Source organism: Inquilinus sp. 2KB_23 (genome assembly GCF_052115705.1).
Lineage (GTDB): Bacteria > Pseudomonadota > Alphaproteobacteria > DSM-16000 > Inquilinaceae > Inquilinus > Inquilinus ginsengisoli_A.
This window is the reverse complement of sequence record NZ_JBFRHF010000003.1, coordinates 21,356-40,531: the sequence shown is the minus strand read 5'-3', so window position 1 is coordinate 40,531 and position 19,176 is coordinate 21,356. Positions and strand designations below refer to the sequence as shown.

The window sequence follows — 19,176 nt, the reverse complement described above, 5'->3', positions numbered from 1 at the left end:
CCCCGACCTGTCATTGCTGGGTCAGGTCCGAAGTGTCCGGCTGAGCTTTCCCGGATGTGGTGGAGGTACGGCGCTCAACTTTTAGTGTCATTGCCCGGCTTGACCGGGCAATCCAGGGACCACCAAGAGCCGCTCTGGCCGCCCCTGGATGCCACGGTCAAGCCGTGGCATGACAAAGTAGGGATGGGTCAAGCCCGAGGATGACAGTGAACGTGACGCTTCAACAACGCATCGGATCGGTCAGCCGGGACCTCAGCCCCCGCTGATCGCGGTCAGCACGATCACCTCGGCGCCGGGCGCCAGCGGCGTGTCGAGCGTGGCGCGGCGGCCGCCGACATAGATGTTGATGTGGCGCCGGATCGCCGGGCGGGAATCGCGGATGCGGTCGCCCATCCCCGGCCAGCGTTGATCGAGCCCGTCGATCATCGCGGCGACGGTGCCGGCGCGCAGGTCCACCCGCCGCTCGGCCCCGGGGAACAGGATGGTCAGGACCGCCGGCAGCCGGACCACCACCGGCGCGGCCGTCGCCTCCAGTCTTGTTCTGTCTGCGACCTGTCCGTCGGCCATGGCTAACCGTCCACCACCAGCGTCTCGACCGACAGGATCGTCGGCAGGTGCTGGGCGACGCAATCCCAGTTCTCGCCCTCGTCGGCGCTGGCGAACAGGGCGCCGCCCGAGGTGCCGAAATAGACCCCGACGGGGTCCAGCCGGTCGGTGGCCATGGCCTGGCGCAGCACGCCGAAATAGGCGTTCTCCTGCGGCAGCCCCTGGCGCAGCGCCTGCCAGTGGGCGCCGCCGTCCCGCGTCCGCCACACCGCGGCGCGGCCGTCGGGCACGAAGCGGCCCTTGGTGTCGCCGTTCAGCGGCAGCAGGAACAGCGTGTCGGCATCGCGCGGATGCGCCGCGGCCGGGAAGCCGAAGCTGGAGGGCAGCCCGGCCTCGATGCTGTTCCAGCGCCGGCCGCCATCGTCGCTGCGGTACATGCCGCAATGGTTCTGCTGGTACAGCCGGTCGGGCTGGCCCGGCGCCATCACCAGGCAGTGCACGCACTGCCCGAATTCGGGATAGCGCTGGTCCTCGGGCATGAAGTCGGCGCGGGTGCCGCGGTTGCGGGTCTCCCAGGTCTTGCCGCCGTCGCCGGTGTGGAACACCCCGGCGGCGGAGATGCCGACCCAGATCTGCCCCGGGTCGCGCGGATGCGGCACCAGCGAATGCAGGATCAGCCCCGCCCCGCCCGGGTTCCATTCCGGCCGCGAGGGATGCTGCTGCAGGCCCTCGACATGGGTCCAGGACTGGCCACCGTCGTCGCTGCGGAACAGGCCGGCCGGCTGCACCCCGGCATAGAGGCAGCCGTCGCCCGCCGCCAGGCTCCACACCGCCTTGATCGGCTCCTCGCCCGCGGGATAGGACAGGCCGTCGCTGGAATGGGTCCAGCTTTCGCCGAGATCGGTGGATTTCCAGACCGCCGGGCCGAACCATTCGTTGCCGCCGCCGCCATAGATCGTGCCGGTCGCGGGATCGGCGACGACATGGTTCATCGGCCAGGTCTCGCAGAACGGGCCGCGCAGCCGCCACGACCGCCTGACGGCGTCGCTTTCGGCCACGAACGCACCCTTCTTGGTGCCGACCAGGACGACGACCTTCTGTGCCATCACCGCCTCCCCCGACCTGCCGAGCCGGCCCTGCGACCAGGATCGCGGGCGCCGACACTTAACTTTAGAGTTAAGTTAAAACACCGGCGCGGCGCTGTCAAACGCAGCGCCGGACGGGGTCAGGCGGGCCTCGGAAGACGGCGCGGAGCGGACGTCAGCGGACACCACCGTCTTGGCGCCGTTCAGCAGCACCTACTTTCACTTCGGACAGGAGTCGCTGAGGCCGGTGATGCCTTCCTGTTCGTGGCGGAAGCCGACCGGCGTGCCGTCCGGGCCGATGGTGACCACGAAGATGCTGTCGAAGTCGTCGCCCGGCCATTTCGGCACCACGCCGAGGTCGCCGCCCTTGTCCTCGACGATGGCGCGGACCAGCTTGTCGAGCTCCTTGTGCTCCCAGGCGACGAAGACCAGCGCATCCCGGTATTTCGGGCCCAGCAACTCACCCTCCAGCCCCGAGATGTCGTTGTAGCCGAAGCGGATGTCGATCGGCAGGCCCAGGCGGATCGCGGTCGGCAGGATCGTCGCCAGCGGCCGGAAGTAGTTCTGCTTCGGGCCGCCCTTGTCGCCGATCTGCACGCTGGGGTCAGGGGCGAAGATGAAATCCGGCTTGCCGAAGCGGGCCAGCGCGTCGGGCAGCGCCAGGGCGCGGTTCAGCCCCTGGCAGTCGAGCTGCCCGATCTCCTGCGCCGGCTTCTCGCCATGGCGGACGAAGACCAGCGTCTCCTGCCCCTGGGCGGCGAAGCCGGCCGGCGCCGCCAGGACGCCCAGCAGGCCAGCGAACGCGATCGGTTTCAGCATGACGGCGCGGTCAGGCCTCGCGGTACGGCACCAGGTCGGGCGTGCTGCCGTCGAAGAAGTCGACATGGATGTGGTTGCCGTCGGGGTCGTGGAAATTGACCTGGACCAGGCCGGAGCGCGGCGGCCGCCCGAGTTCGGTCTCGATGCCGTGGCGCTTCATCTCGGCCAGGAAATCCTCGAGCTTGCCGCTGCTCTGGAAGGCGAAATGCGACAGCTGCACCTCGCCGGGATGCAGCGCCTTCTTGACCTCGACCAGATGCACCACCGCCTGGGCGCCGAGATACAGCCAGGCGCCGCCGAACGGGAAGTCCGGCCGCGGCCCCGGCTCGAGGCCGAGCACATCGCGGTAGAAGCCGATCAGCCGCTTCAGGTCGGCGGTCCAGATGTTGACGTGGTCCAGGCGCGTCAGCGTGGTCATGGGCGGTCTCCCCGGCCGGATGCCTTGAGTCGTTGCCCCAAGCATAGACCCGGATTGTCGGACGAAAGAAGCCGGAAGCGCATCTCCTCCCTGCGACCCCTTGCGTCCGCCCCCGTGGCGGCGCGACAAACGGGGATAAGAATCGGCATGGCGGCAGCAGACCGCTATCGGGGAAGGACGTGCCATGAAGGCCTATGTCGTCGGGACCTGCGACACCAAAGGGCGCGAGCTGGCCCATGTCCAGGCGCTGATCGAGGCCCGTGGGGTCGAGGCGGTGCTGGTCGATGTCGGCACCCGGCCGGGCGAGATCGCGGCCGATGTCCCCCGCCCCGACGTGTCGGCGCAGGAAGTGGCGCGGCATCATCCCGACGGGCCCGAGGCCGTGTTCAGCGACGATCGCGGCCAGGCGGTCGCCGCCATGGCCCAGGCGCTGCGCGGCTTCCTGGCCAGCCGGTCCGACATCGGCGGCGTCATCGGCCTGGGCGGGTCCGGCGGCACGGCGCTGATCACCCCGGCGATGCGCGACCTGCCGGTCGGCGTTCCCAAGATCATGGTCTCGACCGTCGCCTCGGGCAATGTCGCGCCCTATGTCGGGCCGGCGGACATCATGATGATGTATTCGGTGACCGACGTGTCCGGGATCAACCGCATCTCGCGCGCCGTGCTGGGCAACGCCGCCCACGCCCTGGCCGGGATGGTGGCCCACCCGGCGCCCAAGAGTGAAGCCGACAAGCCGGCGCTGGGCCTGACCATGTTCGGCGTCACCACCCCCTGCGTCGAGCAGGTCAGCCGCGCCCTGGAGGCGGATTACGACTGCCTGGTGTTCCACGCCACCGGCACCGGCGGGCAGTCGATGGAGAAGCTGGTCGAGTCCGGCCTGATCGGCGGCGTCATCGACATCACCACGACGGAGGTGTGCGACCTGCTGTTCGGCGGCGTGTTCCCGTGCGGCGAGGACCGCTTCGACAGCATCATCCGCACCCGCATCCCCTATGTCGCCTCCTGCGGCGCGCTCGACATGGTGAATTTCGGGGCGATGGAGACGGTGCCGGAGCGGTTCCTGAACCGCACCCTCTACGTCCACAACCCGCAGGTGACGCTGATGCGGACCACCGCGGCGGAGAATGCCGAGATGGGCCGCTGGATCGGCGCCAAGCTGAACCGGATGGACGGGCCGGTCCGCTTCCTGATCCCGGAGGGCGGGGTGTCGGTGATCGACGCGCCCGGCCTGCCCTTCCACGACCCGGCCGCCGATGCGGCGCTGTTCCAGGCGCTGGAGGCGACGGTGCGCCAGACCCCGAACCGCCGGCTGATCCGCCTGCCCCATGCCATCAACGCCCCCGAATTCGCCGCCGCCCTGGTGCGCGAGTTCCGGGCGCTGGTGGCCCATTGACCGACGTCCGAGGAATCCTGGAATGACCCGTTTCGCCCGCGCCGACCTCCTGGCCAAGTTCCGCGGCATGGTGGAGCGGCGGGAGCCGATCGTCGGCGGCGGCGCCGGCACCGGCCTGTCCGCCAAATGCGAGGAGGCCGGCGGCATCGACCTGATCGTGATCTACAATTCCGGCCGCTACCGCATGGCCGGGCGCGGGTCGCTGGCCGGGCTGCTGGCCTATGGCAACGCCAACGAGATCGTGGTCGAGATGGCGCGCGAGGTGCTGCCGGTGGTGAAGAAGACCCCCGTGCTCGCCGGGGTCAACGGCACCGACCCGTTCATGCTGACCGATCCTTTCCTGGCCGAGCTGAAGGCGATGGGCTTCGCCGGGGTGCAGAACTTCCCGACCGTCGGGCTGATCGACGGCCTGTTCCGCCAGAACCTGGAGGAGACCGGCATGGGCTATGGGCTGGAGGTCGAGATGATCGCCCGCGCCCATGCCCTGGACCTGCTGACCACGCCCTATGTGTTCTCCGCCGCGGAGGCGGTGGCGATGGCCGAGGCCGGCGCCGACATCATCGTGCCGCATATGGGCCTGACCACCGGCGGGTCGATCGGGGCCGAAACGGCGAAGACGCTCGACGACTGCGTGGCGCTGGTCGACGAATGGGCCGAGGCGGCGCTGGCGGTGCGGCCGGACATCATCGTGCTGTGCCATGGCGGGCCGATCTCGTCGCCCGCCGACGCGGCCTATGTGCTGCAGCGCTGCCGGCGCTGCCACGGCTTCTACGGCGCCAGCTCGATGGAGCGGCTGCCAACCGAGCAGGCGCTGACGGCGCAGACCCGCGCCTTCAAGCAGGTGACGTTCTGACCCCCAGCCACCCCCAGGGAGACGCGACCATGATCCGAGTGACCACCAGCAGCGTGATCAACGCCCCGGTCGAGACCGTTTGGAAGACCGTCCGCGATTTCAATGCCATGCCCGGCTGGCATCCTGTCATCGCCAGCAGCAAGGTCGAGAATGGCGGCCCGTCCGACCGCATCGGCTGCGTCCGCAGCATGGAGCTGGCCGACAATGGCGGCACCGTCCGCGAGCGGCTGCTGACCCTCTCCGATTCCGACCATTCCGTGACCTATGCGATCCTGTCCGCGCCGATGCCGGTCGAGAACTACGTCGCCACGCTGCGTCTGGTCCCGGTCACCGACGGCAACCGCAGCTTCGCCGAATGGACCGCCGAATTCGACGTCACGGCGGAGAACGAGGCGGCGATGCGCAAGCTGATCGGCCAGGGCGTGTTCCAGGCCGGCTTCGACTCGCTGAAGCAGCGCTTCGGCGGCTGACGGGATAAATTCGGTGCGTTAGGGTCATCCGAATCCTGGAGACCCTGATGCGCCGTTTCGCCACCCTGCCGCTCCTGCTGTCACTGGCCCTGATATCGGGCCGCGCCGGTGCCGAGGAGGCCGTGCCCGTCTGCAACGCGCTGACCGACCTGATGGCCCCCGGCGCCGAGCCGAAGCTGCAGGCGGTCGCGCCGGACCGGCAGCGGGCACGCTTCGTCAAGGACGGCAGCGAGCAGCCCGGCTGCCCCAAGGACATCGCGTCCTGCGCCGCCAAGCGTTATCTGGTGGCGGATGACCGGGTGATCGTGACCTCGACCACCGGCGCCTATGCCTGCGCCATTTTCACCGGCCATGCCCCGACCTTCCCGACCAGCAGCGGCTTCCTGCCGCTGGCCGCGCTGACCGACGTCCCGGCCCGCCCCAGCACCGATTGGCGCGGCGCCTGGCACAGCGGCGACGAGCAGCAGATCGAGATCAAGCCGGCCGCCGGTGGCGCCTTCGCCCTGGAGGGCTATGCCAGCTACGGCGGCGACGATCCGGCGCGGGTGGCGCGCGGCGCGGTCAATGTCGGCCAGTTCAGCGCGACGGTGACGCCCGCCGCCGGCAAGGCCGCCTTCTCGCTCGACCTCGACGGCAAGGTGCTGCCGGTCGACGCCAACCCTGGGGACGATTCAGCCTGCCGTGTCCGACTGTGGCGCCTGGGGCCTTATCTGGTGGTGGCCGACAACCTGCGTTGCGGCGGCATGAACGTCACCTTCACCGGGGTCTATGCCCGGGAGAAGACGGGCAAGTGAGGCCGGGCGGCTGTAGCAGCCGCCCGCGCCCATCCCTCACGGATGCTTGTGGATCGGGTCGACCCAGTAGACCGCTTCCGGCTTCTCCACCGGCTCGATGTCGAGATTGACCACCACCGCCTCGTTGTCGCTGCGCACCAGCACGCATTCCAGCGGCTCGTCGGTCGAGGCGTTGATCTCCTGGTGCGGCACATAGGGCGGCACGAAGATGAAGTCCCCGGCCTGCGCCTCGGCGACATATTCCAGCTTCTCACCCCAGCGCATGCGGGCCCGGCCACGCACGACGTAGATCACGCTTTCCAGCGCGCCGTGGTGGTGGGCGCCGGTCTTGGCGTCGGGGTGGATGGTCACAGTGCCGGCCCAGATCTTCTGCGCCCCGACCCGGGCGGCGTTGATCGCCGCCTTGCGGTCCATGCCCGGGGTCTGGGCGGTGTTGGGGTCGAGATCGGTGCCGCGGATCACCCGCACGCCGTTGAGACGCCAGTCCTTGGCTTCGGGCTCGTGATCATGGTCGTGATCGTGGGTCATGGTTCGGTCCGTCCGGAAAATCCCGCGGCCCCGCGTGCCTCGCCGGGCCGCGGCTACCGTGCCCCCGGAGGACGGCGGACGCAACCCGGATAGATCCACGCCGGCATCGGCCTGTCCGCTATTTTGCTTTGGACGGAAAGTCGGGCGCGATGTCAAATCCCGCCAGGAACTTTTCGATATATCCAAGCTTGGGGTCGTCGGGAGAGAGTGGCTTTACCGACGACCTGGGGCGAATGGATTGTGCCACGGAGTCAGGATCCGACACCTCGTAGAACGGCAATCCGCGTTCCAACGCGATGGATCGGGCCCGCGCATGCGCATCCTGCCTCGACGGGGCGACAAATGCCGAGACTGGCTGACCGTCCAGCAGAATGCTGATGTTGAAGGCTGGGACGGATCCAGTCACCTCAAGTCGGAGTCGTGCTTCCGGAATGTTGCTCGGGCCGGCATCCAGCCCGGGCGGCAACGTCACCTCGCCGGATTGCGTATCGAAGACAACGAGGCCGTGACGGGCAGCCAGTGCCTGAATCTGCGGCACGATATCCCCTGCATGGCTCCAAGCCACCGAAAGGATTGCGATGCACCCTTGGGCGCGGAGTGGTCCCTCGGCCCAGATCGTCTCATCAGGCAATATCGGGGGCGGGTTCGCGTTTCCGACGAAGGCCAGCGCCGCCGACCTGATCTCCTCCAATGAGGACAGCATCGACATCGGCGGCAAGTCGAGATCGGCAAGGCGATTGCCGCCCCCTCCACCATCCGGAAACCGGGTATGGAGTTCGATCCAGAACGCATCGAAGGACGGGTGCCGCCGCACGATGACCTGATCGCTGCCGACGTGGTCCAGGAATGCGGCCGCCTGCCCGCGGTCCATTGCGACGTCGGTGAACCAGATGCCTAGATCATAGCCGCTCATGGGGCCTCGCTTTGTCGGCTGAACTATCGCATGGCGATAGCGCAGGACAAAGGCCAGCCGGTCCGCCCCTACTTGTCCTTCGGCAGCTTCTCGGCCAGGCCGTACAGCTTCTGGCGGCGGTCCATCTCTTCCCAGACCTCGGCCGGGCTGATCTCCATCTCGGTCAGCAGCACGGTCAGGTTGAACATCAGGTCGGCGGATTCCTCGACCACCCGCTGGCGCTCGCCCTGCACCGCGTCGATCGCGACCTCGGCCGCCTCCTCGACCAGCTTCTGCGCCATCTTGGGCACGCCGCTGTCGATCAGCCGCGCGGTGCGCGAGCTGAACTCCATGCGCGACCGCCGCTCCCGCAGCGCGCCCGCCAAAGCCTCGAGCCGATCCCGTCCAAGCGATTGTCCCATAACCCCGCCTCTCCCTTCTCATCCCCCGGGAGCCGCCTCCCAACGGCCTTCCCGTCTCATTCCAAAATGCCAGGGTACTGGCCCTGGTCTTGATCAGCTCACGCCGTGGCGCGCAACGGCTCTGCCGGCTGCCCGATGTCGACGATCCGCGTCAGCGCCGCCCGCACGCCCGGCGCGCCGCCGAGCGCGATGCCGCCCAGGCTGCCCCTGTCACGCCAGAAGACATCGTCGACCCAGCCGCCCGCCTCGCGGATCAGGCAGAAGCCGGCGTAACAGTCCCAGCGGCTGAGCAGCGGTTCGTAGAAGGCGATCAGTCGTCCAGCCGCGACATGGGCCAGCATCTGCGCCGCCGAACCGAGGCGCAGGAAGGCGCCGCCTTCGGTCAGCAGCCGTTCGAGAAAGCCGGCGCCGACCGCGGGCGGCACCTTGAGGTTGATGCCGAAGCCGATCAGCCCGTCGCCGAGCCCGCCGGCCGCGGCGACCGAGATCGGCTGGCCGTTCAGTCGCGCGCCGCCACCGGCGATAGCGTCGAACAGTTCGTCGGCGCAGGGGTCGTGGATGATGCCGGCGACGATCTCCTCGCGCCCCGTCAGGCCGCCCGTCGTGAGGCCGCCCCCCGTCGTAAGGCCGATCGAGACGGTCCAGGAGCGGATGCCGTTCAGGAAGGCCGCGGTGCCGTCGATCGGGTCGATCACCCAGGTGAAGCCCGAGCGCCCGTCCTCCAGCCCGTATTCCTCGCCCAGCAGGCCATCCTGCGGGAAGGCCTCGGCGATGCCGGTGCGGATCAGCTCCTCGACCTCGCGGTCGGCGCGGCTGACCAGATCCTGGCTGGAGCTCTTGGTCTCGATCACCAGCGCGTCGCGGCGCTCGAAAAAATCCAGCGCCAGCGCCCCGGCCCGCCGGGCAAGGCCGAGGGCGAAGGCATGGCGGGCGCGGATGGCGTCGCGGTCGAAACTCATGATCCCTGCCATCGGCCCGTGTTGTTGCACAGCTGTGCAAGGTCGACACGATTGCCCCGGCCTGTCAACCATTTATGGACGATTTCTTGTGGAATTTGACTAGCTGTGGTGCTTGCCAACTGGACGGCTGTGCATAAGATCCACTGTCGATCGCCGAATGCGATCTCAGCCGCAGGCCCACCCGTGACGCGACGCCGCAATTTCGCCAGCGCCCAGCAGGTGGCCGATCGGGCGGGCGTGTCCCGCTCCGCCGTCTCGCGCACCTTCACGGCCGGCGCCAGCGTGTCGGTCGAGACCCGGCAGCGGGTGATGCAGGCGGCCGAGGCGCTGGGCTACCACGTCAACCACCTCGCCCGCGGGCTGACCCGGCAATCGAGCCGGATCGTCTGCATCGTCGCCGCCGACCTGGAGACGCCGCTGCGCTCGCGCATGATCGGCACGCTGACCGAGCGGCTGCAGCACAGCGGCCGCGTCGCCATGCTGATCAACACCAGCGGGCCGGGCGGCGAGGATGCCGAGGCGGCGCTGCGGCAGATCCTGAACTACCGTGCCGACGCCACCGTGATCCTGTCCGGCACGCCGTCGGAGACCATCACCCGCACCTGCATCGAGAACGGGCAGCGGGTGGTGCTGATCAACCGGGACGACCGGGCCGAGGGACCCGACAACATCGCCATCGACAGCGCCCTGCCCGGCCAGCTGGCGGTGGCCGCCTTCCGCCGCGCCGGCTGCCGACGGCTGTGCCTGGTGACCTCGGCCCAGGGCACGCCCAGCCTGCTGGCGCGCGAGGCCAGCTTCGTCGCGGCGGCCCGGGCCGAAGGCATCGAGCCGGCGATCTGGCGCGCCGGGCGCACCGTCTACGCCACCGGCCGGGCCGCGGCGCACGACCTGCTGCTGCGCCCGGACCGGCCCGACGCCGCCTTCTGCATCAACGACCTGGTCGCCTTCGGCTTCCTCGACGCGGCGCGCCACGACATCGGCCTGCAGGTGCCGGAGGATCTGTGCGTCATCGGCTTCGACAACACCGACCAGGCCGCCTGGTCCGCCTATGACCTGACCACCTTCGACCAGTCGGCCGAGGCGGTCAGCGACGCGGTGATGGCGATCCTGGAAGGGCCAGAGACCGCCGCGCCGCGGCGGCTGACGGTCCCGGCCCCCCTGGTCTGGCGCCGCACCGTGCGCGGCCCGGGGCCGGACCATCGGTCCTAGGCGGCCCCGACCGGGACGACAACCCGGCGCCGGATGCTCTAGGATCGCTTCACCCCGAGTCACGGAGAGCGCCGGATGCGTCCGATCTTCATCATGGTCAAATGCGAGCTGGGCCGCGCCTACGACACGGCCGAGCATGCGGTGGACGAGATCGAGGAGGTGTCGGAGATCTACTCGATCTCCGGCCAGTTCGACCTGATGGTCAAATGCTACCTGCCGGAGGACATGGATGTCGGCCGCTTCGTCAACAGCCGGATCCACGCCCTGCCCCACATCAAGGACACGATGACGCTGATCACCTTCAACGCCTTCGCCGGCAAGGGCTGAGCCGCGCTCGCACTCCGACGTCGCCGCCTCTGCCCCAAGGATCGATCCGCATTATGAACGACGGCCTCGCCGCGCGCGCCGAGCACTGGGCGCTGACCCTCACCCGCATCCCCAGCGTCACCGGCACGCCGGACGAGGTCGCCTATGCCGACACGCTGGCCGGCCTGCTGCGCGCCAGCCCGGCCTTCCGCGACCGGCCGCAGGATGTCTGGACCATCCCGGCCGGCGACCGGCTGGGGCGCGCCAGCGTCGCCGCGCTGCTGCGCGGCCGCGGCACCCGCACGGTGGTGCTGACCGGCCATTTCGACACGGTGACGACCGCCGATTACGGCGACCTGCTGCCGGTCGCGATCGATCCGGTGCCGCTGAAGCAGGCGCTGCTGGCGCGGCTGGGCAAGGCCGCCCATGGCGAGCATGAGAAGCGCGCCCTGGCCGACCTGTCGGGCCCGGATTTCCTGCCGGGCCGCGGCCTGCTGGACATGAAGGGCGGCCTCGCCGTCGGCCTGGCGGTGCTGGAGGCGGCGGCCGCCGATCCGGATCGCGAGGGCAACCTGCTGTTCCTGGCGGTGCCGGATGAGGAGGTCAATTCCGCCGGCGCCCGCAGCGCCGCCCGCGCCCTGCCCGTCCTGGCCGGACCGCTGGGCCTGAGCCTCGATGCCGCGATCAACCTCGATTGCCTGGGCGACACCGGCGACGGCCGCTTCGGCCGGTCGGTGGCGCTGGGCAGCGTCGGCAAGCTGCTGCCCAGCGCCCTGGTGGTCGGCCGGGCGGTGCATGCCGCCGACACCATCCGCGGCGTCGGCGCCGCCGCCTTGGCCGGCGCCGTCGCCGCCGCGGTGGAATGGGCGCCGGAGCTGACCGAGAGCCTGGGCAACAGCTCCGGCACGCCCGCGACGCTGCTGGGCATGAAGGACGGCAAGCCCGGCTACGACGTCACCACCCCCGGCACGGTGTGGATGTTCTGGAACACCGCGCTGTACCGGCGCGGGCCGGAGGATGTGCTGGCGCCGCTGACCCGGATCGTCGAGGGCGCGGTCGGCGGCGTGGCGGCGCAGCTGCGCCAGCGCGGCGGCGCCGACGTGCCCGACATCCCGGTGCTGCGCTTCGACGCGCTGCGGCAGGAGGTACTGGCGAGATCGCCCGAGGCCGCGGCGGCGATCGCCGCGCTGGCCGAGGAGGTGGCCGAGGCCGGACTGGACCTGCCGGAGCAATGCCGCCGCATCACCGAGGCGGTGTGGCGCCTGAGCGGCCGCAGCGGCCCGGCGGTGGTGCTGGGCTTCGCCTCGATGCCCTATCTGCCGGTGGTGCTGGGCGAGGATGCGGCGGCGCGCCGGCTGGACCGCGCCACCCGCGACGCGGCGGCCACCATCGCCGCCCGCCACGGCACCACGATCGGGCTGGAGGGCTATTTCCCCGGCATCTCGGATATGAGCTTCCTGGGCCAGGGCGACGAATCCTCGGTCGGCGCGATCGCCGCCAACACCCCGGCCTGGGGCGCCGGGCTGGATTGGCCGGAGGGCCCGGCCCTGGCGCAGATCCCGATCGTCAACGCCGGCCCCTGGGGCCGCGACTACCACACGCCGTTGGAGCGGCTGCACCGGCCCTACGCCTTCGAGGTGCTGCCGGAGCTGATCCAGGAAATCGTGGCGGGGGTGCTGAAGAGCTGACTGACGACAGGAGAATTTCAGAGCAACACAACACCCCTCACTTGTCATGCCACGGCCTGACCGTGGCATCCAGGGGCGGCCGGAGCAGCTCTTGACGGCCCCTGGATTGCCCGGTCAAGCCGGGCAATGACAGGAAGAGGAACGAAGGAAGAGAAAGTGTCGGGTTCGCAAGCGCGAACCCAACCTACGAGACCGCTACCGCCCGCCCAGGAACAGCATCCGGGTCAGCAGGGTGTAGTCGGATTCGAGCACCATCAGGGCGACGAACACCAGCAGCACCACGGGCGGCACCAGGATGGCGTAGATCAGGGCCAGCCGTTCCCAGGCCATGTGCATGAACACGGCGACGATCAGCCCCGCCTTCAGCATCATGAACAGCAGGATCAGGCCCCAGCGCAGATATCCCTGCAGGCCGACATAGTCGACCATGTAGGAGCAGGCGCTGAGCACGAACAGCCAGCCCCAGACCACCAGGTACAGCCTGATCGGATGCTGCTGCCCCTGGGCGTGCGCCGTGTGCGGGTGGATGTCGTCGTCATGCGCATGTGCGGCGTGTGCCATGGCCCCCTCCCTCACCACAGATAGAACAGGGCGAAGATGAACACCCAGACCAGATCGACGAAGTGCCAGTACAGGCCGGTGATCTCGACGATCTCGTAATTGCCCCGGCGGCTGGTGAAGAAGCCCCGCTTCTGGGTTTCGAGGTCGCCGCGCCAGACCTTGCGCGCCATCAGCACCAGGAAGATCACCCCGATGGTGACATGGGTGCCGTGGAAGCCGGTGATCATGAAGAAGGCCGAGCCGAATTGCGGCGCCCCCCAGGGGTTGCCCCAGGGCCGCACGCCCTCGCCGATCAGCTTGGTCCATTCGAAGGCCTGCATGCCGACGAAGGTGGCGCCGAAGGCCGCGGTCACCAGCATCAGCGCCGCGGTCTTCCTGCGGTCGCGCCGGTAGCCGTAATTGACCGCCATGGCCATGGTGCCGCTGCTGCTGATCAGGACGAAGGTCATGATCGCGATCAGGATCAGCGGCACCGGCTGGCCGCCGATGTCGAGGGCGAAGACCTCGCTCGGGTTCGGCCAGGGCTGGGCGGTGGACATCCGCACCGTCATGTAGGACAGCAGGAAGCAGCTGAAGACGAAGGTGTCGCTGAGCAGGAAGATCCACATCATCGCCTTGCCCCAGGACGCGCTCTTGAAGGCGCGCTGGTCCGAGGCCCAGTCGGCGGCGACCCCGCGCCAGCCGTCGGGCCGCGCGATCAATCCTCCCGGGTGCGGTTCGGCCATGATCTCAGCCCTCCCCTAGCTCAGCAGCTGGCGGCACATGTCGGCGAAGCGGTCCGCCCAGCCCATCAGCAGGCCCAGCAGCACCAGCCAGACCAGCAGCAGGAAATGCCAGTACATCGTGCACAGCTCGACGCTCAGGCGCAGCCGGTCCGGCCGGTCGCCGCGCCACGCCCTGGTCCCTGTGCGACCCAGGGCGACCATGCCCCCGGCCACATGCACGCCATGCACCGCGGTGAGCAGGTAGAAGAAGGCGTTGGCCGGGTTGGTCGCCAGGAAATAGCCCAAGGCGTTCAGCTGTTGCCACGCCAGCAGCTGCCCGGCCAGGAACACCAGGGCGCCCGCCCCGCCGGCCAGCAGGCCGGTGCGCACATCGGCCAGGTCCTGCCGCCGGGCGGCGCCCTGGGCGCATTGCAGCGCGGCGCTGCTGACCACCAGCGCGCCGGTGTTGATCCACAACAGGATCGGCATCGGCAGCGCCCGCCAGTCGGGCATCGCCATGCGCATGGCGTAGGCGCTGACCAGCAGCGCGAACAGCGACCCGGCCACGGTCAGGAACATGCCCAGGCCGATCTTGGCGGCCGGCAGCGACGAGGCACCGGTGGCGGGAACGTCGCCCACCGTGCTCTGCTCCAGCCACGGCTTGGTCATCAGCCCCTGGCGCGACAGCCACCACAAGGCGGCGGCCACGGCCCCGGTCATGAACAGGATGATGATGACCATGCCCGGCGCCCTCAGCCCGGCCGCGACGGCGCGGGCCAGTTCTGCGGCAGGAAGTCCTGCTCGGCGCCCGGCACGTTATAGTCGTAGGCCCAGCGGTAGACCACCGGCTGGGCATCGCCCCAATTGCCGTGCGGCGGCGGGGTCGTGGGCGTCTGCCACTCCAGCGTCGTCGCCCGCCACGGGTTGCCGCCGGCATCCTTGCCGTGCCGCAGGCTCCAGATCAGGTTGAACAGGAACACCAGCTGGGCCGCGCCCACGGTCAGCGCCGCGACGGTGATGAAGATGTTCAGATCATGGGCCGAAGGCGGGATGAACGCGGTCTCGCCGAGTTCGTAGTAGCGCCGGGGCACCCCGATCAGGCCGAGATAGTGCATCGGGAAGAAGATCGCGTAGGCGCCGACGAAGCTGACCCAGAAATGGATCTTGCCCAGCGTGTCGTCCAGCATCCGGCCGGTGATCTTGGGGTACCAGTGGTAGACTGCGCCGAACACCACGAAGATCGGCGCCACCCCCATCACCATGTGGAAATGGGCGACCACGAACATGGTGTCGGACAGCGGCACGTCGACCACGACATTGCCCAGGAACAGGCCGGTCAGCCCGCCATTGACGAAGGTGACGATGAAGGCGATGGCGAACAGCATCGGCGGCGTCAGGTGGATGTCGCCGCGCCACAGGGTCAGCACCCAGTTGTAGACCTTGATCGCCGTCGGGATGGCGATGATCAGCGTGGTGGTGGCGAAGAAGAACCCGAAATACGGGTTCATGCCGCTGACATACATGTGGTGGGCCCAGACCACGAAGCTGAGGGCGCCGATGCCGACGATCGCCCACACCATCATGCGGTAGCCGAAGATATTCTTGCGCGCATGGGTGCTGATCAGGTCGGAGACGATGCCGAAGGCCGGCAGCGCGACGATGTAGACCTCGGGATGGCCGAAGAACCAGAACAGGTGCTGGAACAGGATCGGGCTGCCGCCGGCGTATTTCAGGTGCTCGCCCATCTCGACCAGCGACGGCATGAAGAAGCTGGTGCCGAGCAGCCGGTCGATCAGCATCATCACCGAGGCCACGAACAGCGCCGGGAAGGCCAGCAGCGCCATCACCGTGGCGGTGAAGATGCCCCACACCGTCAGCGGCATGCGCATCAGCGTCATGCCTCGGGTGCGGCCCTGCAGCACCGTCACCACATAGTTCAGCCCGCCCATGGTGAAGCCGATGATGAACAGGATCAGCGAGGACAGCATCAGGATGATGCCCCATTCGCGGCCCCCGGGCGTGCCGGACAGGATGGCCTGCGGCGGGTACAGGGTCCAGCCGGCCCCCGTCGGCCCGCCGGGCGCGAAGAAGCCCGCCACCAGCACCAGCACGGCCAGCAGGTAGATCCAGTAGCTCAGCATGTTGACGTAGGGGAACACCATGTCCCGCGCGCCCAGCATCAGCGGGATCAGGTAGTTGCCGAAGCCGCCGAGGAACAGGGCGGTGAGCAGGTAGATCACCATGATCATGCCGTGCATGGTGATGAACTGGTAGTAGCCGTTGGCGTCGATGAAGGAGAAGGAATCCGGGAAGGCCAGCTGCAGCCGCATCATCCAGGACAGCACCAGGGCGACCATGCCGATCGCCAGCGCGGTCACCGCATACTGGACGGCGATGACCTTGGCGTCCTGCGAGAACACCCAGGTCGTGATCCAGCTCTTGGGATGGTACAGCTCGAGTTCCGGGACCTCGGCAGGCGGCACCGGCTCGACCGGCTCACGGATGACGTCCACCATCGGCGTGTCCTCCTCGCTTCCTCCCGGTCAGATCCGATGGGGGTCGGGCCTGATCCAGCAGATGCTTCCCTCCGAAACCGGGGCCCCTCCCCCTTGCGTGAGGCCCGGTCAGTTGGCCGCGTGCATCTCTCCCGGCGCCGACGCCTGGGCAAAGGTCTGCTGCTGCAGCAGCCAGGCCTCGTAGTCGGCCTGGGTGTCGACCACGACGGTGCCGCGCATGTAGGGATGGCCGACGCCGCAGAGTTCGGCGCACAGCACCTCGAAGGTGCCGGTGCGGGTCGGGGTGAACCAGTAGTAGGTGACCGAGCCGGGGATCATGTCCATCTTGGCCCGGAACTGCGGCACGTAGAAATCGTGCAGCACGTCGATGGCGCGCAGCAGGACCTTGACCGGCTTGCCGATCGGCAGATGCAGCTCGCCGCCCTGGATCAGCACGTCGTCCTTGCCGTTGGGGTCGGCCGGGGCGATGCCGAAGGGGTTGTCCGCGGTGACGTCGAGGGCGTCGGCGGTGCCCAGCTTGCCGTCCTTGCCCGGCAGCCGGTAGGCCCATTGCCATTGCTGGCCCATGACCTCGACCTCGGTCGCGTCGTCCGGCACGGTGACGTATTGGGCCCAGACCACCAGGCCCGGCGCCAGCATCGCCGCCACGCCGACCGCGGTGCCGATGGTCAGCCAGGATTCCAGCCGCTTGTTCTCCGGCTCGTAGTCGGCGACCACGCCCTCCCGGTGCCGGAAGCGGTACACGCAATAGGCCGTGAACAGCACGATCGCGGTGAACACGATCCCGGTGATCCAGAAGGTGATCGTGATGGTGCCGTCGATGTAGTGCCAGTTCGAGGCGATCGGCGTCCACCACCACGGGCTGAGCAGGTGGAACACCACCGAGCCGACGGCGACCAGCACGAGGATGAGCGCAGTCTTCATCGCCGGTCCCTTCCTGCCCTGGGCAATGCACAGGCATGGCGAGGCCGGGATGCGGTCCGATCGGGGTCGGGCGGGGCGCGATGGCACAATTCCGGGGCGATCCCGCATCCGGTCCCGTCGGGCCGGTGCAGTCGATTCCCTGGAGAATTGGGCCACATCTTCATCGTGGGCGGCCTTCGCATTCGCCAAGGCTCGGCCGGTTCCGTCGCTCGTCCGGGCGGACTCCGCGTCGCAGTCGACGCGAAGCCGACCCATACAGCGCCGGTCTTTACCGACCGCGGCCTGTAATTTGATGATGAGATGACACCGCCGCCATTGTCAATCGATGTCGGGACATGGCCCGCCGTGGCACTGTATTGGCTTGCGCCGCCAGCCTGCCCGGCCGGTCGACTCGGCCCGGTCAGGCGCCTGACGTCACTCCTTCTTCTTGCCGTCGGCGTCGAACTGCTTGAGGAAGGCGATGAGGTCGTCGATCTTCTGGTCGTCCTTCAGGCCGATGAAGGTCATCTTGGTGCCCGGAATCTTGGCCCGCGGGGCCTTGATGTATTCACGGAACACCGTCTCGTCCCAGGTGATGCCCGAGTTCTTGTTGGCGTCGGAGTAGTTGTAGCCGGCGACGGAGCCGGAATGGCGGCCGAACAAGCCGTTCAGCTCCGGCCCCACCGCGTTCTTGGCGGTCTCGCCGATCTGGTGGCAGGCGCGGCACACCTGGAACACCTTCTCGCCGGCGGCAGGGTCGCCATCCGCCCGGGCCGCCGAGGTCAGGGCCGCGAGGGCCAGGATGCCGATCAGGGTCGAACGCATCATCACGCTTCCTCCAGGTGAGACCGCGGCGGGGCCGCCGCTGCGCCTGCCCTGCTTGGCCCGTCCCGCATCCGATCGGGGCCTGGCCGTTCACCGCCGCAGCTGCGCCATCGGGGCCGGCTGTCGATCGCGCCGCGGCGTCGATCCTCTCCTGGTGTTCCCCCGATCCTCCCGCTTTCGGCCGATCGCTTCAAGGGCCGAGGCCGGGATCCGCGATTCGCGGCGAGATGGGAGGGGACGGATTGTCGCAATCGGGTTATACTTTGGGCCATGGCGGGTCGCGGCGAGCGTGACCGGCGGCCATCCCGGCCGCACTGCCAACGGTCGACGCAGGCCCCCTCGGACCATGGTTCGGGAGGAATGGACATGACCATCCGGAATCCCCTGGAATGGGGAGCGGATCAGCTCAAATTCGGCAGCCAGGCCGTGAGGTCGGGCAGCCGCACCGTGTTCCACGCGGAAGAGAATCCCAACGTCCTGGCCCCGGCAGTGCACCGCATCGGGCTGGCGGACCTGCGGGATGCCCTGGTCAAAGGCTTCGACGATTTCGGCGCGTACCGCACCGACGTCCTCTACCTCTGCCTGATCTATCCGGTCGTCGGCCTGGTGCTGGCGCGGGCGATGTTCGGCGAGAACATGCTGCCGCTGCTGTTCCCGCTGGCCTCCGGCTTCGCCCTGATCGGCCCCTTCGCCGCCATCGGCCTGTATGAGATGAGCCGGCGGCGCGAACATGGCGACCCCTCCAGCTGGGGCGCGGCCTTCGGCGTGCTGCGCACCCCCCGCTTCGGCGTCATCCTGATGCTGGGCGCGGTGCTGGCGGCGATCTTCGTGGTCTGGATGTTCCTGGCCAACGTGATCTACAACAACACCCTCGGGCCCGGCGCACCGGCCTCGGTCGGCTCGTTCCTGCACGATGTGTTCACCACCAATGCCGGCTGGGCCCTGATCATCATCGGCTGCGGCGTCGGCCTCGTCTTCGCGGTGGTGGCGATGGCGATCGGCGTGGTGTCGTTCCCGCTGCTGCTGGACCGCGACGTCGGGATCGACACCGCGATCTGGACCTCGGTCCGCGCGGTCGCCGCCAACCCGATCCCGATGGCGGTGTGGGGCCTGATCGTCTCCGTCGGCCTGGTGGTCGGCTCGATCCCGCTCTTCGTCGGGCTGATCGTCGTCATGCCGGTGCTCGGCCACGCCACCTGGCACCTCTACCGCAAGCTGGTGAACTGACGGACGGCACTGCCGCCTGCCTTCGCAGGTTGGGTCGCTCTCGGGCGAAGCCAACCTG

General features: G+C 68.8%; 22 protein-coding genes. 8 read left to right on the top strand and 14 right to left on the bottom strand.

Going from position 1 to position 19,176, the window contains the following annotated elements; genetic code table 11:
• Positions 1-252 precede the first annotated feature (252 nt).
• From AB4112_RS04330 to AB4112_RS04315, 4 genes are all read right to left on the bottom strand, one after another.
• Positions 253-567, bottom strand: a complete 315-nt coding sequence (locus AB4112_RS04330; protein WP_309794132.1) for a MoaD/ThiS family protein — start codon at positions 565-567, stop codon at positions 253-255.
• A 2-nt stretch (positions 568-569) separates the two neighbouring features.
• Positions 570-1,652: a WD40/YVTN/BNR-like repeat-containing protein gene (locus AB4112_RS04325; protein WP_309794134.1), complete on the bottom strand. Its 1,083-nt coding sequence runs from the start codon at positions 1,650-1,652 to the stop codon at positions 570-572.
• Positions 1,653-1,850: 198 nt separating this feature from the next.
• Positions 1,851-2,450: a hypothetical protein gene (locus AB4112_RS04320; RefSeq protein WP_309794136.1), complete on the bottom strand. Its 600-nt coding sequence runs from the start codon at positions 2,448-2,450 to the stop codon at positions 1,851-1,853.
• 10 nt (positions 2,451-2,460) lie between these two features.
• Entirely contained in the window at positions 2,461-2,868 is a 408-nt protein-coding gene (locus AB4112_RS04315; protein ID WP_309794138.1) for a VOC family protein, read from the bottom strand.
• A gap of 184 nt (positions 2,869-3,052) precedes the next feature.
• On the opposite strand from AB4112_RS04315, the gene AB4112_RS04310 reads away from it, so the two are divergent.
• The 4 genes from AB4112_RS04310 to AB4112_RS04295 are packed head-to-tail and all read left to right on the top strand — an operon-like array spanning position 3,053 to position 6,378.
• The gene (locus AB4112_RS04310; protein ID WP_309794139.1) at positions 3,053-4,261 is read left to right on the top strand and encodes a Tm-1-like ATP-binding domain-containing protein; all 1,209 of its coding nucleotides are present in this window, start codon (positions 3,053-3,055) and stop codon (positions 4,259-4,261) included.
• Between the two features lie 22 nt (positions 4,262-4,283).
• Positions 4,284-5,114, top strand: a complete 831-nt coding sequence (locus AB4112_RS04305) for a phosphoenolpyruvate hydrolase family protein (RefSeq protein WP_309794140.1) — start codon at positions 4,284-4,286, stop codon at positions 5,112-5,114.
• A 29-nt stretch (positions 5,115-5,143) separates the two neighbouring features.
• A complete protein-coding gene (locus AB4112_RS04300; protein WP_309794142.1) occupies positions 5,144-5,584 on the top strand; it encodes an SRPBCC family protein in 441 nt (146 codons plus the stop codon).
• Positions 5,585-5,631: 47 nt separating this feature from the next.
• Positions 5,632-6,378, top strand: coding sequence for a hypothetical protein (locus AB4112_RS04295; RefSeq protein ID WP_441717304.1), 747 nt, complete (start codon positions 5,632-5,634; stop codon positions 6,376-6,378).
• A gap of 36 nt (positions 6,379-6,414) precedes the next feature.
• Here AB4112_RS04295 and AB4112_RS04290 read toward each other — a convergent pair whose 3' ends face one another.
• The 4 genes from AB4112_RS04290 to AB4112_RS04275 form a co-directional block, all read right to left on the bottom strand.
• Entirely contained in the window at positions 6,415-6,906 is a 492-nt protein-coding gene (locus AB4112_RS04290; protein ID WP_309794144.1) for a cupin domain-containing protein, read from the bottom strand.
• A gap of 118 nt (positions 6,907-7,024) precedes the next feature.
• Positions 7,025-7,819, bottom strand: a complete 795-nt coding sequence (locus AB4112_RS04285) for a hypothetical protein (RefSeq protein ID WP_441717302.1) — start codon at positions 7,817-7,819, stop codon at positions 7,025-7,027.
• Between the two features lie 68 nt (positions 7,820-7,887).
• On the bottom strand, positions 7,888-8,220 hold the full coding sequence (gene hisE / locus AB4112_RS04280) for a phosphoribosyl-ATP diphosphatase (RefSeq protein ID WP_309794147.1): 333 nt from the start codon (positions 8,218-8,220) through the stop codon (positions 7,888-7,890).
• A 98-nt stretch (positions 8,221-8,318) separates the two neighbouring features.
• Complete coding sequence (locus tag AB4112_RS04275) at positions 8,319-9,179, bottom strand: inositol monophosphatase family protein (RefSeq protein WP_441717300.1); 861 nt, start codon at positions 9,177-9,179, stop codon at positions 8,319-8,321.
• Positions 9,180-9,362: 183 nt separating this feature from the next.
• Here AB4112_RS04275 and AB4112_RS04270 point away from each other — a divergent pair, with 183 nt between their 5' ends.
• The 3 genes from AB4112_RS04270 (at position 9,363) to AB4112_RS04260 (ending at position 12,382) form a co-directional block, all read left to right on the top strand.
• On the top strand, positions 9,363-10,388 hold the full coding sequence (locus tag AB4112_RS04270) for a LacI family DNA-binding transcriptional regulator (protein ID WP_441717298.1): 1,026 nt from the start codon (positions 9,363-9,365) through the stop codon (positions 10,386-10,388).
• A gap of 75 nt (positions 10,389-10,463) precedes the next feature.
• A complete protein-coding gene (locus AB4112_RS04265; RefSeq protein WP_309794151.1) occupies positions 10,464-10,715 on the top strand; it encodes an Lrp/AsnC ligand binding domain-containing protein in 252 nt (83 codons plus the stop codon).
• A 53-nt stretch (positions 10,716-10,768) separates the two neighbouring features.
• Entirely contained in the window at positions 10,769-12,382 is a 1,614-nt protein-coding gene (locus AB4112_RS04260; RefSeq protein ID WP_441717296.1) for a M20/M25/M40 family metallo-hydrolase, read from the top strand.
• A 195-nt stretch (positions 12,383-12,577) separates the two neighbouring features.
• Here the strand turns inward: AB4112_RS04260 and AB4112_RS04255 are convergent, their stop codons facing one another.
• From AB4112_RS04255 to AB4112_RS04230, 6 genes are all read right to left on the bottom strand, one after another.
• Positions 12,578-12,943: a cytochrome C oxidase subunit IV family protein gene (locus tag AB4112_RS04255; protein WP_309794155.1), complete on the bottom strand. Its 366-nt coding sequence runs from the start codon at positions 12,941-12,943 to the stop codon at positions 12,578-12,580.
• 11 nt (positions 12,944-12,954) lie between these two features.
• Positions 12,955-13,668, bottom strand: coding sequence for a heme-copper oxidase subunit III family protein (locus AB4112_RS04250; RefSeq protein ID WP_309794156.1), 714 nt, complete (start codon positions 13,666-13,668; stop codon positions 12,955-12,957).
• Positions 13,669-13,683: 15 nt separating this feature from the next.
• Complete coding sequence (locus AB4112_RS04245) at positions 13,684-14,388, bottom strand: cytochrome c oxidase subunit 3 (RefSeq protein WP_309794157.1); 705 nt, start codon at positions 14,386-14,388, stop codon at positions 13,684-13,686.
• 11 nt (positions 14,389-14,399) lie between these two features.
• A complete protein-coding gene (ctaD, locus tag AB4112_RS04240; RefSeq protein WP_441717293.1) occupies positions 14,400-16,163 on the bottom strand; it encodes a cytochrome c oxidase subunit I in 1,764 nt (587 codons plus the stop codon).
• Between the two features lie 108 nt (positions 16,164-16,271).
• Positions 16,272-17,087, bottom strand: a complete 816-nt coding sequence (locus tag AB4112_RS04235; RefSeq protein WP_441717291.1) for a cytochrome c oxidase subunit II — start codon at positions 17,085-17,087, stop codon at positions 16,272-16,274.
• Positions 17,088-17,501: 414 nt separating this feature from the next.
• Positions 17,502-17,894, bottom strand: a complete 393-nt coding sequence (locus tag AB4112_RS04230) for a c-type cytochrome (protein WP_309794160.1) — start codon at positions 17,892-17,894, stop codon at positions 17,502-17,504.
• 363 nt (positions 17,895-18,257) lie between these two features.
• On the opposite strand from AB4112_RS04230, the gene AB4112_RS04225 reads away from it, so the two are divergent.
• On the top strand, positions 18,258-19,118 hold the full coding sequence (locus AB4112_RS04225; protein WP_309794162.1) for a DUF2189 domain-containing protein: 861 nt from the start codon (positions 18,258-18,260) through the stop codon (positions 19,116-19,118).
• Positions 19,119-19,176: the final 58 nt, after the last annotated feature.

Bases quoted from the DNA above. Each gene is read 5' to 3' on its own strand.
- AB4112_RS04330 (WP_309794132.1), bottom strand. From the start codon at position 567: ATGGCCGACGGACAGGTCGCAGACAGAACAAGACTGGAGGCGACGGCC.
- AB4112_RS04325 (WP_309794134.1), bottom strand. From the start codon at position 1,652: ATGGCACAGAAGGTCGTCGTCCTGGTCGGCACCAAGAAGGGTGCGTTC.
- AB4112_RS04320 (WP_309794136.1), bottom strand. From the start codon at position 2,450: ATGCTGAAACCGATCGCGTTCGCTGGCCTGCTGGGCGTCCTGGCGGCG.
- AB4112_RS04315 (WP_309794138.1), bottom strand. From the start codon at position 2,868: ATGACCACGCTGACGCGCCTGGACCACGTCAACATCTGGACCGCCGAC.
- AB4112_RS04310 (WP_309794139.1), top strand. From the start codon at position 3,053: ATGAAGGCCTATGTCGTCGGGACCTGCGACACCAAAGGGCGCGAGCTG.
- AB4112_RS04305 (WP_309794140.1), top strand. From the start codon at position 4,284: ATGACCCGTTTCGCCCGCGCCGACCTCCTGGCCAAGTTCCGCGGCATG.
- AB4112_RS04300 (WP_309794142.1), top strand. From the start codon at position 5,144: ATGATCCGAGTGACCACCAGCAGCGTGATCAACGCCCCGGTCGAGACC.
- AB4112_RS04295 (WP_441717304.1), top strand. From the start codon at position 5,632: ATGCGCCGTTTCGCCACCCTGCCGCTCCTGCTGTCACTGGCCCTGATA.
- AB4112_RS04290 (WP_309794144.1), bottom strand. From the start codon at position 6,906: ATGACCCACGATCACGACCATGATCACGAGCCCGAAGCCAAGGACTGG.
- AB4112_RS04285 (WP_441717302.1), bottom strand. From the start codon at position 7,819: ATGAGCGGCTATGATCTAGGCATCTGGTTCACCGACGTCGCAATGGAC.
- hisE (WP_309794147.1), bottom strand. From the start codon at position 8,220: ATGGGACAATCGCTTGGACGGGATCGGCTCGAGGCTTTGGCGGGCGCG.
- AB4112_RS04275 (WP_441717300.1), bottom strand. From the start codon at position 9,179: ATGAGTTTCGACCGCGACGCCATCCGCGCCCGCCATGCCTTCGCCCTC.
- AB4112_RS04265 (WP_309794151.1), top strand. From the start codon at position 10,464: ATGCGTCCGATCTTCATCATGGTCAAATGCGAGCTGGGCCGCGCCTAC.
- AB4112_RS04260 (WP_441717296.1), top strand. From the start codon at position 10,769: ATGAACGACGGCCTCGCCGCGCGCGCCGAGCACTGGGCGCTGACCCTC.
- AB4112_RS04255 (WP_309794155.1), bottom strand. From the start codon at position 12,943: ATGGCACACGCCGCACATGCGCATGACGACGACATCCACCCGCACACG.
- AB4112_RS04250 (WP_309794156.1), bottom strand. From the start codon at position 13,668: ATGGCCGAACCGCACCCGGGAGGATTGATCGCGCGGCCCGACGGCTGG.
- AB4112_RS04245 (WP_309794157.1), bottom strand. From the start codon at position 14,388: ATGGTCATCATCATCCTGTTCATGACCGGGGCCGTGGCCGCCGCCTTG.
- ctaD (WP_441717293.1), bottom strand. From the start codon at position 16,163: ATGGTGGACGTCATCCGTGAGCCGGTCGAGCCGGTGCCGCCTGCCGAG.
- AB4112_RS04235 (WP_441717291.1), bottom strand. From the start codon at position 17,087: ATGAAGACTGCGCTCATCCTCGTGCTGGTCGCCGTCGGCTCGGTGGTG.
- AB4112_RS04230 (WP_309794160.1), bottom strand. From the start codon at position 17,894: ATGATGCGTTCGACCCTGATCGGCATCCTGGCCCTCGCGGCCCTGACC.
- AB4112_RS04225 (WP_309794162.1), top strand. From the start codon at position 18,258: ATGACCATCCGGAATCCCCTGGAATGGGGAGCGGATCAGCTCAAATTC.